Source organism: Vibrio sp. 1288 (genome assembly GCF_033344475.1).
In genome coordinates, this window is sequence record NZ_JAWPOX010000037.1 from 1 (window position 1) to 14,176 (window position 14,176).

Annotated in this window: 13 protein-coding genes and 1 pseudogene; 6 read left to right on the forward strand and 8 right to left on the reverse strand. The window is 45.3% G+C overall.

Annotation, left to right across the window (positions count from 1 at the left end; translation table 11 throughout):
* Positions 1-47 precede the first annotated feature (47 nt).
* Positions 48-1,076, reverse strand: a pseudogene (locus R8O11_RS20755) (SPFH domain-containing protein); the annotation flags it as partial.
* A 266-nt stretch (positions 1,077-1,342) separates the two neighbouring features.
* Positions 1,343-1,909 (reverse strand): elongation factor P, encoded by a 567-nt coding sequence (gene efp, locus R8O11_RS20760; protein WP_005381500.1) that lies wholly within the window; start codon positions 1,907-1,909, stop codon positions 1,343-1,345.
* Between the two features lie 32 nt (positions 1,910-1,941).
* On the opposite strand from efp, the gene epmB reads away from it, so the two are divergent.
* The gene (gene epmB / locus R8O11_RS20765; protein WP_053307395.1) at positions 1,942-2,964 is read left to right on the forward strand and encodes an EF-P beta-lysylation protein EpmB; all 1,023 of its coding nucleotides are present in this window, start codon (positions 1,942-1,944) and stop codon (positions 2,962-2,964) included.
* A 95-nt stretch (positions 2,965-3,059) separates the two neighbouring features.
* Positions 3,060-3,557, forward strand: coding sequence for an MgtC/SapB family protein (locus R8O11_RS20770; RefSeq protein WP_005381504.1), 498 nt, complete (start codon positions 3,060-3,062; stop codon positions 3,555-3,557).
* A gap of 100 nt (positions 3,558-3,657) precedes the next feature.
* On the opposite strand, the gene R8O11_RS20775 is transcribed toward R8O11_RS20770, so the two are convergent.
* The 3 genes from R8O11_RS20775 to R8O11_RS20785 form a co-directional block, all read right to left on the reverse strand.
* Positions 3,658-4,221 carry a VC2662 family protein gene (locus R8O11_RS20775; RefSeq protein ID WP_318194401.1) on the reverse strand — a complete coding sequence of 188 codons (564 nt, stop codon included), beginning with the start codon at positions 4,219-4,221 and terminating at the stop codon, positions 3,658-3,660.
* 313 nt (positions 4,222-4,534) lie between these two features.
* Positions 4,535-6,181, reverse strand: coding sequence for a chaperonin GroEL (gene groL, locus R8O11_RS20780; RefSeq protein ID WP_318194402.1), 1,647 nt, complete (start codon positions 6,179-6,181; stop codon positions 4,535-4,537).
* Positions 6,182-6,258: 77 nt separating this feature from the next.
* Positions 6,259-6,549, reverse strand: coding sequence for a co-chaperone GroES (locus R8O11_RS20785; protein WP_005381516.1), 291 nt, complete (start codon positions 6,547-6,549; stop codon positions 6,259-6,261).
* Between the two features lie 240 nt (positions 6,550-6,789).
* Here R8O11_RS20785 and R8O11_RS20790 point away from each other — a divergent pair, with 240 nt between their 5' ends.
* Positions 6,790-8,172, forward strand: coding sequence for an MATE family efflux transporter (locus tag R8O11_RS20790; RefSeq protein ID WP_318194403.1), 1,383 nt, complete (start codon positions 6,790-6,792; stop codon positions 8,170-8,172).
* Positions 8,173-8,264: 92 nt separating this feature from the next.
* Here the strand turns inward: R8O11_RS20790 and pfkA are convergent, their stop codons facing one another.
* The 3 genes from pfkA to R8O11_RS20805 form a co-directional block, all read right to left on the reverse strand.
* Positions 8,265-9,227: a 6-phosphofructokinase gene (gene pfkA / locus R8O11_RS20795; RefSeq protein ID WP_005381521.1), complete on the reverse strand. Its 963-nt coding sequence runs from the start codon at positions 9,225-9,227 to the stop codon at positions 8,265-8,267.
* Between the two features lie 283 nt (positions 9,228-9,510).
* Positions 9,511-10,419, reverse strand: a complete 909-nt coding sequence (gene fieF / locus R8O11_RS20800) for a CDF family cation-efflux transporter FieF (protein ID WP_025768809.1) — start codon at positions 10,417-10,419, stop codon at positions 9,511-9,513.
* 111 nt (positions 10,420-10,530) lie between these two features.
* Positions 10,531-11,043: a CpxP family protein gene (locus R8O11_RS20805; protein WP_047104268.1), complete on the reverse strand. Its 513-nt coding sequence runs from the start codon at positions 11,041-11,043 to the stop codon at positions 10,531-10,533.
* A gap of 190 nt (positions 11,044-11,233) precedes the next feature.
* Between R8O11_RS20805 and R8O11_RS20810 the strand changes: the two genes are divergently transcribed.
* The 3 genes from R8O11_RS20810 to R8O11_RS20820 all read left to right on the forward strand — a co-directional run bounded on the left by R8O11_RS20810 (position 11,234) and on the right by R8O11_RS20820 (position 14,100).
* Entirely contained in the window at positions 11,234-11,923 is a 690-nt protein-coding gene (locus R8O11_RS20810; RefSeq protein ID WP_005382384.1) for a response regulator, read from the forward strand.
* Entirely contained in the window at positions 11,923-13,317 is a 1,395-nt protein-coding gene (gene cpxA / locus R8O11_RS20815; RefSeq protein ID WP_054579327.1) for an envelope stress sensor histidine kinase CpxA, read from the forward strand. Before R8O11_RS20810 ends, cpxA begins: the two co-directional genes overlap by 1 nt.
* 174 nt (positions 13,318-13,491) lie before the next feature.
* Positions 13,492-14,100 carry a superoxide dismutase gene (locus tag R8O11_RS20820; RefSeq protein WP_005382382.1) on the forward strand — a complete coding sequence of 203 codons (609 nt, stop codon included), beginning with the start codon at positions 13,492-13,494 and terminating at the stop codon, positions 14,098-14,100.
* The last annotated feature ends 76 nt before the right edge of the window (positions 14,101-14,176 follow it).

Consider the following 14,176-nt stretch of genomic DNA (forward strand, 5'->3'; position numbering starts at 1 on the left):
TTACATGGAAGTTACTGAAGAACTTAATGAAAACAGGATGTTAAGTCTTCAGCAACAATTAAAGGGAACATAGCCATCTGACGCGCCACTTCCACTTCTTTTTGTTGAGCAATAATTGCGAGTTCTTTACCACGCTGGGCGTCTTGCACCTCACGTGTTCGTTGAATCTCTTTGCGTAACTGCTCGGTCTCTGCCTGTGCTTTCGACGTTTCTTGTTCCTGAATCGCGCGAATACGATCCGCCACTAAACGCTTTTTATCTGCCAATAGCTGATCTAATTGCTTTTCTGGTTGCGGGTCACCAATGGTCACCTGCGTCACTTGAATACCGTATTGTTGTAACGGATTGTCTTGACGAATTGGTTGCCCGGTTTTGTCTACGACTGGCACAGTTTTCCATACCAGTTGATTGGTGCGCTGTAATTGGTTCGGATTAGCTTGATTCACCCCAACAGGCGCAAGATCCAACTCTTCCACTTCAACCTGACGTCGCTCTGTTAGATAAATCCCCTCTCGTAACTGATCGCCAAGTTTCGATTTGAACTGGTTCAAACCACCTTGGAAAAACTCTTCACCCGTGTATTGGGTTGCGGTAATCACCGTTACGTTACGTGCGTTCTTTACAAGCAGCGCATCGATCAAGTTACTGTTGTTGCGGAACTCTTTATGCATCTTCTTCACCGCTTCAGGGTCATTACTGAGCTTAAAGCGGAATGTTACGGGGATCTGACCAATATAGGTGTCGGCAAATCGAACCTGAATCGCATCAAGACGTTGATAAAAATCTTCGCCCTTGCTGTTACCGAATGACACGGTGATCACTTGGTCATACTTGGTGATTTTGGACAGAAATGGCATACGAAAATGAATGCCAGGTTCAGTAAACACATCCAACTCACCAGTAATATTATTCTGATGCACGTAGCTGTAACCCGCATCGGTCATCAGCACCGAGCTATTAATCGTTAAGCCTATTGCCAACAGCGGTACGCCAAATACGGCTGCTTTTAATCCTTTATGTAGTAACTGACGTCTTTCTTCCACCTTTAAACCCCTTCCTAAACCTCTGCTTTCCATTTTGTTCTCCTTTTTGGATTGTTACTGAGTTAAATCGATAAAAATCAGATTGCTATGCAACTCAGCGACAAGTACTAATGTATCAAAATGTTACATTAAGGAATAATCGACAGATTCATGGAATAAATAAGATTTTTACGAATAATACAAAATCATCAAAAATTTGCGGAGGATATCGATGTTTTACGCAGAGGGATTAAAAGAGAAGAATCACAGGCAATAAAAAAGGCCGCCGAAGCGACCTTTCTAACAATCATATAAAGTGCTTACTTCACACGACCTACGTATTCAGCAGTACGAGTATCTACGCGAATCACTTCACCAATTGAGATGAACAGAGGAACACGAACAACAGCGCCAGTTGATAGCGTCGCTGGTTTACCGCCAGTACCTTGAGTATCACCTTTCAGGCCTGGGTCTGTGTCTACAACTTCTAGCTCAACGAAGTTTGGTGGAGTAACAGTAATTGGGTTACCGTTCCAAAGAGTGATCATACAAGTGTTGTTTTCTACCAACCACTTAGCGTTTTCACCTACCGCTTTTGCATCCGCTGCGATCTGTTCAAACGTTTCACTGTTCATAAAGTGGTAGAATTCGCCGTCTGAATATAGATAATCTAGGTCGATATCCATTACGTCTGCCACTTCACAAGTGTCACCAGACTTGAATGTTTTCTCTAGCACTTTACCAGAAAGAAGTTTACGAATTTTAACACGGTTGAACGCTTGGCCTTTACCTGGTTTAACGTATTCGTTTTCCAGAATTACACAAGGCTCGTTATCAAGCATTAACTTAAGACCGCCTTTAAATTCATTGGTGCTAACTGTAGCCATTTTTTCCTCTTACATTCTTAGAGCTAAATTCAATGCCGCACATAATAACCCGAAAAGTCGAATCTGTTGAGCAAAACTGGCTCAAACAGTTGGCGAATGGGATCTCTGATCCTGCAAAATTGCTCGAAATACTGGAAATTGATCCTTCACCGTGGCAAGACGGGTTTGCCGCGCGCAAGCTGTTTGCACAGCGTGTACCGCAAAGTTTTGTCGATAGGATGGAGAAAGGCAACCCTAAAGACCCTCTTTTACGTCAGGTTTTACCACTAAGCGACGAATTTGAGGTGCATCCGGGTTACTCCAATGATCCATTGGAAGAGCAGGACAATGAAGTCCCTGGCCTGCTACACAAGTATCGCAACCGCGCCCTGATGATTGTCAAAGGTGGCTGCGCGGTAAATTGCCGTTACTGCTTTCGTCGTCACTTCCCTTATCAAGAGAACAAAAGCGGGAAACAAGCCTGGACCAAGTGCTTAGAGTACATGGCACAACAACCAGAGTTGAACGAAGTCATCTTCTCAGGTGGTGATCCATTAATGGCAAAAGACGATGAGATTCATTGGCTTTTAGAGCACATTGCTCACATTCCTCACATCAAACGTCTGCGTATTCATAGCCGTTTACCTGTGGTGATTCCAGCTCGAGTCACTGATGAACTATGCCAACTTCTGCAAGCATCAAGGTTACAAATCATCCTCGTCACTCACATCAACCATGCCAACGAAATCAATGACGAATTTGCTGAACAGATGTTCAAGCTCAAAAGAGCGGGCGTTACGCTTCTAAACCAAGGCGTTCTGCTGAAAGGCGTGAATGATTCGGTAGAAGCTCAAGTGGCGTTAAGTGAGGCCTTATTTGACGCGGGTATCTTGCCTTATTACCTCCACGTTCTTGATAAGGTGCAAGGCGCAGCGCACTACTTTATTTCGGACGAAGAAGCGAAAGCTATTATGCGCGGACTCATCACGCGTGTATCGGGTTATCTGGTACCAAAACTCACACGAGAAGTTGGTGGCAGGCCAAGTAAAACGCCGTTGGATTTGCATTTAGAATAAGCTCTGACACTCAATTAAATTTGTCGTCTAGATTGATTATTTTTGTTCGCTTTGCACGGTAAGTCTATGCATACTCCGCACTTTTGGAGGTCAAGATGCATACAGCATTCGAACAAATTTTCGATCTTGGCCCATTCAGTTGGCCTGCCCTACTATGCTGCGCCATTAATGGGCTCATGATCGGTATAGAGCGCCAAACTCGTGGTAAACCGGTTGGCATTCGCACAGCAATATTAATTATTTCAGGCACCTACCTGTTTATGTCGATGGCAGTGTCGTTATCGCCAAATACTCTTGATCAAGCACGAGTGCTTGGTCAGATCATTACTGGCGTCGGCTTCTTAGGCGCTGGCGTTATGATGACACTTGATGGAAAAATCCATGGCGTAACATCCGCGGCTGTAATATGGGTGCTAGCAGGTTTAGGTTTGATGATAGGTTTGGGTTATTTAACGCAGTCGGTGGTTATTACTCTCCTGACATTAACCGTGTTGTTAGGTGTGGATAAAGCAGAAAACCACATCAAAGCATTACGCCGCGGTGTTCATCAAAGAATTCAACAACGCAAAACTTCATCACGATTAATTAAATAGTTAACGCTCCGAGAAACTCGCTTCATCTCATCAGTAATTAAAGAGCCCTCGACGAACATCGAGGGCTTTCTGTATATAAAGATTCTGACTTTCTCAGGGATTACTTAGCAAAGTTGATGAGTGGGAAACACTTGAAGAAACCGTTATCCGCACAGTTCAAAAGACCAATTTGCACACCATCGATTTGATAGGTCATGTTGAAGAAACCAAACTGGAAATTAGACTTCTTAGAGATACTCGCTAAGCCCACATCCGCCATGGTGTAGCCTTCAGAATAGTTCACCGCGCTCCAGTTCAAGCCTTTTACGTTGTTCGTAATGTTAACAGCACCCAAGTTAACACCCGTCGTCTGACCTTGGTTCCAGTTAACTAAGCCTAAAGACGCGCCTTTCATTTCTTGATTTACTTTTGCTGCACCAAAAAACAGACCGAAGTTCACACCTGTCGTACGATCCGTTTCTGACATACCAAGCAGTGAAAAGTCGACACCTTTAACCTCATTTACCTGCCCATGCAACACAGCTAAACGAACGCCACCTACTGAAGAATTAGAGGGTGCGTTTGTGTTATCGATAGTAGAGAACATCACAGGTGTACTGTCGGCAAAAGCAACAGGTGATGCGATAGCGGCTGCAACCGCCAATGACGTCATAAGCTTTTTCATTTTCATCTCCATGATGGGAAGCAACAATTTACAACATAGTGTAATGTTCAGATTTTGCTCTGTCCCCGTTCAAAAAGTGTTAGCAATAGGTCAGATTTAACCATCTGACTCAAAAGAAAAAATATTTCTCTTCGATTTTTTGCTTCTGAAATGGCGCTTTTTACGCTCAAAAATTTCATGATAAGCCACACCAGAACGTCATGTTTCTCAGGTGACACGCATAAAAAAGTCGAGGCATCTGCCTCGACTTTTAAGGGTTTGGTCGGTTATCTTTCCGCTATAAGGTTTCCCTAGAGCGATGAGATAAGCTGGCTTACATCATGCCGCCCATACCGCCCATGCCACCCATGCCGCCCATGTCAGGCATCGCTGGCGCGTCTTTTTGCGGTAGGTCAGTAACCATCGCTTCAGTTGTGATCATCAGACCTGCAACCGATGCTGCGAATTGTAGTGCAGAACGAGTAACTTTAGTTGGATCTAGGATACCCATTTCTAGCATGTCGCCGTATTCGCCTGTTGCCGCGTTGTAGCCGTAGCTACCTTCACCCGCTTTCACGTTGTTCGCAACAACTGAGTCTTCCTCACCTGCGTTCTTCGTGATTTGACGGATTGGCGCTTCCATTGCACGTAGTGCAACGCGGATACCAACGTTTTGTTCTTCGTTATCACCCGTTAGGTGAGCAATCTTAGATGCCGCGCGGATAAGTGCAACACCACCACCAGCAACAACACCTTCTTCAACCGCTGCACGAGTTGCGGCTAGCGCATCTTCTACACGGTCTTTCTTCTCTTTCATTTCAACTTCAGTCGCTGCACCGACTTTGATTACTGCAACACCGCCAGCCAGTTTAGCAACACGCTCTTGTAGTTTCTCTTTGTCGTAGTCTGAAGTTGCGTCTTCGATTTGTTGACGAATCTGAGCAACACGGCCAGAGATCATCTCTTCTTCACCGATACCATCGATGATAGTCGTGTTTTCCTTCGTGATAGAAACACGCTTCGCTTGACCTAGATCTTCTAGTGCAACTTTTTCTAGCTCTAGACCGATCTCTTCAGAAATCACAGTACCGCCAGTTAGGATAGCGATGTCTTGTAGCATTGCTTTACGACGGTCACCGAAGCCAGGTGCTTTCACAGCTGCAACTTTTACGATGCCACGCATGTTGTTCACAACCAATGTTGCTAGCGCTTCGCCTTCTACATCTTCTGCAATGATAAGCAGTGGACGAGATGCTTTCGCGACAGCTTCTAGCGTTGGAAGAAGCTCACGAATGTTTGAGATCTTCTTGTCTACTAGAAGAATGAATGGGTTTTCTAGATCAACACTGCCTGATTCTTGGTTGTTGATGAAGTAAGGAGACAGGTAACCGCGGTCGAACTGCATACCTTCTACTACGTCTAACTCGTCTTGTAGCGCCTGACCTTCTTCAACCGTGATAACGCCATCACGACCCACACGCCCCATTGCTTCTGCAATGATATTACCTACGCTTGCGTCTGAGTTTGCAGAGATAGTACCAACCTGCGCGATCGCTTTTGTGTCGTTACATTCAACAGAAAGCTCTTTTAGTTGCTCAACTGCCGCGGCAACAGCTTTGTCGATACCACGCTTAAGATCCATTGGGTTCATGCCCGCTGCGACTGCTTTTAGACCTTCGTTAACGATAGATTGCGCTAGTACTGTTGCTGTTGTTGTACCGTCACCCGCTGCGTCGTTTGCTTTAGACGCAACTTCTTTAACCATTTGTGCGCCCATGTTCTGGAATTTATCTTCCAGCTCGATTTCACGCGCTACTGATACACCATCTTTAGTGATAGTTGGTGCACCAAAAGATTTGTCTAGAACGACATTACGTCCTTTAGGACCCAGTGTTACTTTTACTGCGTCAGCCAGAACGTTTACACCTTCCAGCATTTTAACTCGTGCGTCATTACCAAATTTAACGTCTTTAGCAGCCATCTTTGATTTCCTTTCTAAAATTCTTTGTGTGTAATTTCGTAATTGAATCTGAGCAAAAAATTACTCAATGATTGCTATTATTCAACGATAGCCATGATGTCGTTTTCAGACATGACAAGCACTTCTTTACCGTCGATTTTTTCAGTTTTTGTACCGTAACCTTCAGCGAAGATAACGGTATCACCGACTTTAACGTCTAGTGGCAGTACGGTGCCGTTTTCTAGGATGCGGCCTTTACCCACAGCTAGAACAACACCGCGAGTCGATTTTTCTGCAGCAGAACCAGTCAGAACGATGCCACCAGCAGACTTAGATTCAACTTCTTTACGTTCAACGATAACTCGGTCATGTAATGGACGAATGTTCATCGGTCGTCTCTCCTGAAAATTTCCATGTTTATTTGATAATTGTCCTTAGGGACTGTAGCCCCAGACACGTGATCCCTATATAAGGGGTCGAAGCAGCGATCCCAAGGGGGTGGCACAAAATTTTTGTGACTTAGTTAAAATAACGAACAACTAGGCAACGGTTTGCGTTAGAAATGCTCACTCGCTCGGCATCTCGCTTTCTTGTATCCTTGCAGTTTGCTCACCAGATAGTTGTCACACATGCAGGAAAATAACAAGCTGGAACCCCAAGCGACCGATAAGCATGGTTTGTTGACCGCACCCATTCCTGAAACGCTGCGGAAAATGACCGTACCCATGACCATGGGCATGATCGCAATTTTGATGTTTAACTTGGTGGACACGTTTTTTATCTCGTTGCTTGGCACTCAAGCGCTAGCAGCTATCAGCTATACCTTCCCTGTCACCTTTGCGGTTAACTGCATTACGATGGGGATTGGGATGGGACTATCGACCAATATTGGTCGCTTGCTTGGGCAAGGTCATGCACCACAAGCTGCTCGGTTCACCACCCACGGTTTGTTGTTAGCCGTGTTACTTGTGGCTATCGCGTCTTCTATTGGCTTTACCACCATTGCGCCATTGTTTCGTTTTCTTGGTGCGTCTGATGATCTCATCCCTCTTATTGAGCAATATATGCAGGTCTGGTATCTCACCATTCCTCTGCTAGTGATCCCAATGGCGGGCAACAGTGCTATCCGAGCTACTGGCGACACAAAAACACCAGCAAAAGTCATGATGTTGGCTGGTTTGATTAATGGCATGCTCGATCCATTGTTGATTTTCGGTTATGGCCCTTTTCCGGAACTTGGCATTCAAGGCGCAGCCATAGCAAGTGCCTTTAGCTGGTTAGGTGCTTTGTGTGGCTCATTCTATGTGCTAATTAAACGGGAAAAATTGCTTGCTCAACCCCAATGGGCTTTGCTGAAACAAGACTGGCAACAGACACTAAAAATTGGTACCCCTGCAGCGCTATCAAACGCGATGAATCCGTTGTCCGGTGCCATTCTGATGATGCTGTTATCCAACCACGGTACGGCGGCGGTTGCTGCTTACGGCGCAGCGCAGCGTATTGAGTCCATATTGATTTTAGTATTGATGTCGCTGACCTCTGCCCTCACACCGTTTATGGCACAAAATTTAGGAGCCAAACAACCGCAACGAGCCTTTTCCGGTTTATTTATTAGCATGCGTTTTGCAGTGGTATTCCAAGGGTTTATCTTCTTGATGATGGTACCGCTGAGCATTCCTCTGGCTGCGCTATTTTCTCAGGAAGATGCGGTGAAAAAACTGCTTTGGCATTATTTACTGGTGGTGCCATTTAGTTATGGCTTCCAAGGCATCGTAATGATGTTAGTCAGTGGTTTGAATGCGATGCACAAGCCATTGCGTGCATTCCAGTGGAGCTTTATGCGGCTGTTCATTTTTACCTTGCCATCGGCGTGGATCGGGAGCCAAATCTACAGCATTGAAGGCTTGTTTATCGGTATCGCGGTTGGAAATACGTTGGGTGGGCTACTGGGCTACTTGTTTGCGCTGCGCGAGCGAAAATTAACGCTCATAGAGCAGAGCAGCGTGTCTTAGCACTCGTCTATCGCTAGTTTCTTTTTTGTTGATTCTCAAATACAAAAAAAACCGCGGAAAGCCGCGGTTTTGTTTATCTATTTCAAGCTTACTTAGAACAACTCTTCAGCAACTTTGTATAGATCGTTGCGTACTGGACGCTTCATGTTTTCGATTGCGTCGATGATATCGTGGTGAACAAGTTGCTCTTTCACGATACCTACACAACGACCACCATGACCTTCGATCAATAGGTGAACAGCGTAGTTACCCATACGAGATGCTAGTACGCGGTCAAATGCAGTTGGACGACCACCACGTTGGATGTGACCAAGTACTGTTGCACGAGTTTCACGACCTGTCGCGGCTTCGATGTCACGTGCTAGTTCATTAGCATCCATCATTAGCTCAGTAAGCGCGATGATCGCGTGTTTCTTACCTTTAGCGATACCATCTTGGATGTTGCTGATCAGCTTGTCTTTGTCTAGACCAGTTTCCGGAGTGATGATGTATTCACAACCGCCCGCAATTGCAGACATCAGAGTCAAATCACCACAGTGACGGCCCATGATTTCTACAATTGAAATGCGTTGGTGAGATGAAGAAGTATCACGTAGACGGTCGATTGCATCGATAACGGTGTTTAGTGCACTTAGGTAGCCCACAGTGTAATCCGTACCTGCGATATCGTTGTCGATTGTGCCCGGAAGACCGATACATGGGTAACCCATTTCAGTCAGTTTCTTCGCCCCCATGTACGAACCATCACCACCGATTACCACTAGTGCATCGATACCATGTTTTTTCAGGTTCTCAATCGCTTTTTCACGAACTTCCACTTGTTTAAATTCAGGGAAACGTGCAGAACCTAGGAACGTACCACCTTTGTTGATCACATCTGAAACGCTAGAACGATCTAGCTTCTCGATGCGGCCTTCGTATAGGCCTAGGTAGCCGTCGTACACACCGAATACTTCCAATCCTTCGGATAGTGCTGTACGTACTACGCCGCGTATCGCAGCGTTCATACCAGGTGCGTCACCGCCACTTGTTAAAACACCGATCTTCTTAATCATGCTCACCCTCGATCTTTGGCAATCAATTATTTAATTTTCTTTTAGGCCCCTTGTTACCAAGCAACCTGCATAATCCAGAACTGTGCGTTATGTTACATTTCCTCTACAGGATTACCAATGAAAACGCACTTTTTTATGTAACTTTTCTACTTATGTAAGAGTATTACAGTTTCTCTATGAAACTTTGTTGATTCATATCAGGATCACGAATCTTAATAAGTATTGATGGAAAGATAGTCAATAAGTACCTGTTTGTCGTCGGGCACTGATGGATTTTTCAAGCCTACCAATCTTGCGCTTTCTGCTCTTTCTCAGGTCCGAAAACGACAGACAATGGATCTTGATGGATCAATACATCCGCATCAGGAAACAGAGCCAATAAATTATCTTCCACTTTATCAGCGATGTAATGCGCCTCAATTAATCGTAAGTTATCGTCTAGCTCTAAATGCAACTGTATAAAGCGCGTCGGTCCTGACATTCGTGTGCGTAACTGATGCACACCCAATACCCCTTTTACGCTCAAACAAGCTTGGTTAATTTGCTCAAGTTCTTCATCGGGCAACTTTCTATCAAGTAAGGTTTGAATCGCTTCGCTGACCATTTTGAAAGCGCTATAAAGAATGAAGACACCAATACCAATCGCAAACACAGCATCCGCTTGAGTCACTCCAAAATAACTGAGTCCCAGAGCCACCATGATCGCAGCATTCATATACAAGTCAGTCTGATAATGCAGAGAATCCGCCGCTATTGCTTGGCTCCCCGTCACGCGAACCACATGTTTTTGGAACATCACCAAGCCAAGTGTGACCACAATCGCAAACAGCGATACATACACACCTAACTCCGGTGCGTGTAAAGCATGCGGGCGGAAAAATCGGTCAATCCCGTTAAGAATCAAAAATACTGCCGAGCCCGAAATAAACATTGCTTGGGCTAGGGCCGCTAAGGACTCAGCTTTACCATGCCCAAAAGTATGTTCGCGGTCTGCCGGTTGTAAGGCGTAACGAACCACCACAAGATTCACAACTGAAGCCGCGATATCTAACATGGAGTCAATCAATGACGCCAATAAGCTCACTGAGCCGGTTACCCACCACGTGATGACTTTTACTATCAGAAGAAGCGTCGCCACAATGGTTGCAGTCCAAGCGGCGGTCGTAACTAAACGTGCGTATTGCTGTTTCATAATCAAAGAGTTAACTAAAACCATACGTTGAGTATATTGAATGACCATGAAATAACCAGATCAAAAAGAGGCAACCAATGGCTGCCTCTTTATATAACATCAATTCATGACTTAATTATTGCGCGACTTTTCCATGCGCTTGTGCATTCTGTCGCCACACTCTTGCATACGTTCATTTTGTAGCTCAACAAATTTCGCTTTCTGCTCAGGTGTTAATACGCTAAGCATTTGGTGCTTTCTTTCTAGCATTTGCACGCGACGTTCCGTTTGGCGCTCAACCATCTCTTTTGCTAACTCGGTAGCTTGAGCTTCATCAAAATTATCCGCCAGCAAAAGCGATTGCACTTTTGCGTGATGCGCTTGACGCTCAGCCATACGTGCTTCTTTGCCATCAGCGAATTTTGCTTTCATTTCTGCTTTGTTTGCTTCACGCATTTCTTTTAGCTGATCTTTTTGTGCATCAGTCAGGTCTAGTTGACGCATGACACCTCGGTCCATACCCATGCCGCATTCGTCACGAGGACCTTTATGATGGTTTTTACCACCGTAAGCGAATGCGCTTGCGGCGCCAAGAGTAAGAGGTAGAACAACAGCAGCTAACACAAGTTTTTTTGCAGACTTCATAATACGATTCCTTACACAGGTGAGTGGTTCTTCTGAGCTGTTCTCACAGCGCTTGAGTATAGAATACGACCCACTAGGTAAAGCGACGTATAGGGAGCGTAAAGAATCGTAAAGAGTGATTTTTCTCCTCTTCGTTGCGCATCATTCCAATGTAATATTAGGCTATCGGTAACTTACTATAGGTGCCCCCATGGCAAACATTCTTTTAATCGATGACGATATCGAGCTAACCAGCTTATTAAAAGAAGTACTCAGTTTCGAAGGGTTTGACGTCAGCGAAGCAAATGACGGTGAAGCCGGCTTAGCCGCGATCAATGATAAGATTGATTTGATTTTGTTGGATGTCATGATGCCAAAACTCAATGGCATGGAAACGCTGAAACGCTTACGTGAAAATTGGGAAACTCCCGTCTTGATGCTGACCGCTAAAGGGGAAGAAATTGATCGCGTGATCGGCTTGGAACTGGGCGCGGATGATTATTTACCAAAACCTTTTAGTGACCGAGAGCTGTTGGCGCGTATCCGTGCGATTTTACGCCGCACTAGCAGCACACAAAAAAATACCAAAAACAGCGATTGCATTGAGTATCAAGAAATCCGCCTCTATCCCGGTAAGCAAGAAGCGTATTGTGAGCAACAGCTACTCGACCTCACGGCAACCGAGTTTGCGCTACTCACCCACTTCGTACAAAACCCAGGACAAGTGCTGACCAAAGAGACACTGAGCTTAGATGTGCTTGGTAAACGACTCGCTGCTTTTGATCGCGCTATCGATATGCATGTCTCGAACTTACGTAAAAAATTACCAGATCAAAGCAATGGCAAGCCGCGAATTAAAACCCTGCGTGGTCGTGGCTACATGCTGCTTGAGGAGGATTAATGCACCTATCACGCATCAAACTGCCAAACATCAATAGCCTGTATGGACGCATCTTTGCCATTTTTTGGTTCACCATGTTATTAGTATTGATAGCCGTGCTATCACTGCCACATTTGGACCCACGCAAAGCTCGCGATATTCCAGAAGAACACTACAAACGTATGGTAGAAACGCGTGACTCAATCCAACAAAAATACAGCCAGCAAACTGATTTAGGCCGCATACTTTTTCGTATCGAGGGCAACCGCCACGGCAAGCACGACCCTCGCCCACGAGTCTTTTTTTCTGACTACAGCGGTAATGTTCTTACGACAGAAAAACGCAGCAATTTTCAATTGCGTGCCATGCAAAACTTTGTCACCAGTATCGAAGATTACAATAATCCAAAGCAGAAGCTGTATGGTCGATACATGATTGCGGGCCCAATTCCTATCACTTTGGCAGGTTCCGATATCTTGATGTACGTGGGCTTCAAGTGGAATGAGCCACCACCTCTACTCCTGCGTCTGTTTGATCACCCATTCCAGCTCTTGCTTGCGGTCATGCTGGTTAGTACACCATTGCTGTTATGGCTTGCTTGGGCTTTGAGTCAGCCTGCACGTCGTCTTGAAGCCGCTGCTCAACGTGTGGCGAAAGGTGAATTTGTCACAGACCCAAATTTAGAAAAAGGTACGGCGGAATTTCGTCAAGCAGGCAGCAGCTTCAACCAGATGGTCGAAGCGGTTAATCAAATGATTTCAGGACAACAACGTTTGCTATCCGATATCTCTCACGAGCTGCGCTCACCTTTAACTCGTCTGCGCATGGCAAGCGCATTAGCGACGCGTAAACAAGGCGAAAGCCCAGAACTGACTCGTATCGATACCGAAGCGCAGCGCTTGGAACAGATGATCAGCGAACTATTAGAGCTTTCTCGCATGCAGGCGAACAGTCATATGACTCGCGAAACACAGCCACTAGAAAGTTTATGGGAAGAAATCATTAAAGATGCGCAGTTTGAAGCAGAGCAAATGGGCAAACAGCTACACTATTCAGAATTACCTAAGCGCAATATTTCCGGTAACCCTAAACTGCTGATGAGTGCGGTGGAAAATATCGTTCGTAACGCCATTTACTACGGAAAAGATGAGGTACAAATCGACATCAAAGCCGATGACGATACGCTTCGTATCACGGTTGACGATAATGGAGAAGGTGTACCAGAAGAGGAACTGGCCGCGATTTTTCGCCCGTTCTATCGCGTTTCCACGGCACGCGATCGCCACTCTGGCGGCACAGGTCTCGGCCTAACCATTACCGAAAGTGCCATTCGCCAGCACAGTGGCACGATCGCAGCCAGCCGAAGTCCTTTAGGCGGATTGCGTATGAGTATCACCTTACCGATCAATTGTTAGTCTCAATTTGATGAACTAACAATAATTCGCACCATATTTCTAGAGTGAGTGATTCACAGCCCCACCCTCACTTTAGAAATTGGTGAGGCTTCTTAGAATACCCTTACAAAGATCAAAGTTGATAATAATTATCGTTAGCATTAAAGTGAATTTTCCAATTAAGGAGGATTTACTATGTCACATACATTTCCCGCTCTGCCTTACCCGTACGATTCACTAGAGCCGTACATCGACGCGAAAACCATGGAAGTGCATTACAGCAAACACCACAAGACGTACTTTGATAAGTTTGTAAATGCCGTTGAAGGGAGTGAGCTCGAAACTCAGTCATTAGACGAGATCTTTGACAATATCTCTAAGCTCAGTCCAGCAGTACGTAATAATGGTGGCGGCTATTACAACCACATCATTTATTGGAATTGCATGTCACCAAACGGTGGCGGAGAGCCTCAAGGCGCGCTTGCTCAAGCAATTAACGATAAATTTGGTAGCTTTGCGCAATTTAAAGAGGCGTTTGCCCAAGCAGCCATCAATACCTTTGGGTCTGGCTTTGCATGGCTGATCGTAAAAGATGGTGAGATTCACATTACGTCCACCAGTAATCAAGACAACCCTCTGATGGACGTAGTGGATGTGCGCGGTGAACCAATCCTCGCATTAGACGTGTGGGAGCACGCGTATTACATCAGTTACCAAAACCGTCGCCCAGAATATATTGATGCGTGGTGGAACGTCGTCAACTGGCGAGCAGTTGAAGAAAACTATGCTCACGCTCTCTTATAAAGAGCATCGATACTTACGGTATTAACATCCGCGCTAATGCCTACTTTCATACCCAGGTCAATCTTGCTGAATCTCG

Excerpts from the sequence above, each read along its gene's own strand:
- groL (WP_318194402.1), bottom strand. The coding sequence starts at position 6,181 with ATGGCTGCTAAAGACGTTAAATTTGGTAATGACGCACGAGTTAAAATG.
- R8O11_RS20820 (WP_005382382.1), top strand. The coding sequence starts at position 13,492 with ATGTCACATACATTTCCCGCTCTGCCTTACCCGTACGATTCACTAGAG.
- cpxA (WP_054579327.1), top strand. The coding sequence starts at position 11,923 with ATGCACCTATCACGCATCAAACTGCCAAACATCAATAGCCTGTATGGA.
- R8O11_RS20805 (WP_047104268.1), bottom strand. The coding sequence starts at position 11,043 with ATGAAGTCTGCAAAAAAACTTGTGTTAGCTGCTGTTGTTCTACCTCTT.
- R8O11_RS20775 (WP_318194401.1), bottom strand. The coding sequence starts at position 4,221 with ATGAAAAAGCTTATGACGTCATTGGCGGTTGCAGCCGCTATCGCATCA.
- epmB (WP_053307395.1), top strand. The coding sequence starts at position 1,942 with ATGCCGCACATAATAACCCGAAAAGTCGAATCTGTTGAGCAAAACTGG.
- fieF (WP_025768809.1), bottom strand. The coding sequence starts at position 10,419 with ATGAAACAGCAATACGCACGTTTAGTTACGACCGCCGCTTGGACTGCA.
- R8O11_RS20810 (WP_005382384.1), top strand. The coding sequence starts at position 11,234 with ATGGCAAACATTCTTTTAATCGATGACGATATCGAGCTAACCAGCTTA.
- R8O11_RS20770 (WP_005381504.1), top strand. The coding sequence starts at position 3,060 with ATGCATACAGCATTCGAACAAATTTTCGATCTTGGCCCATTCAGTTGG.
- efp (WP_005381500.1), bottom strand. The coding sequence starts at position 1,909 with ATGGCTACAGTTAGCACCAATGAATTTAAAGGCGGTCTTAAGTTAATG.
- R8O11_RS20790 (WP_318194403.1), top strand. The coding sequence starts at position 6,790 with ATGCAGGAAAATAACAAGCTGGAACCCCAAGCGACCGATAAGCATGGT.
- pfkA (WP_005381521.1), bottom strand. The coding sequence starts at position 9,227 with ATGATTAAGAAGATCGGTGTTTTAACAAGTGGCGGTGACGCACCTGGT.
- R8O11_RS20785 (WP_005381516.1), bottom strand. The coding sequence starts at position 6,549 with ATGAACATTCGTCCATTACATGACCGAGTTATCGTTGAACGTAAAGAA.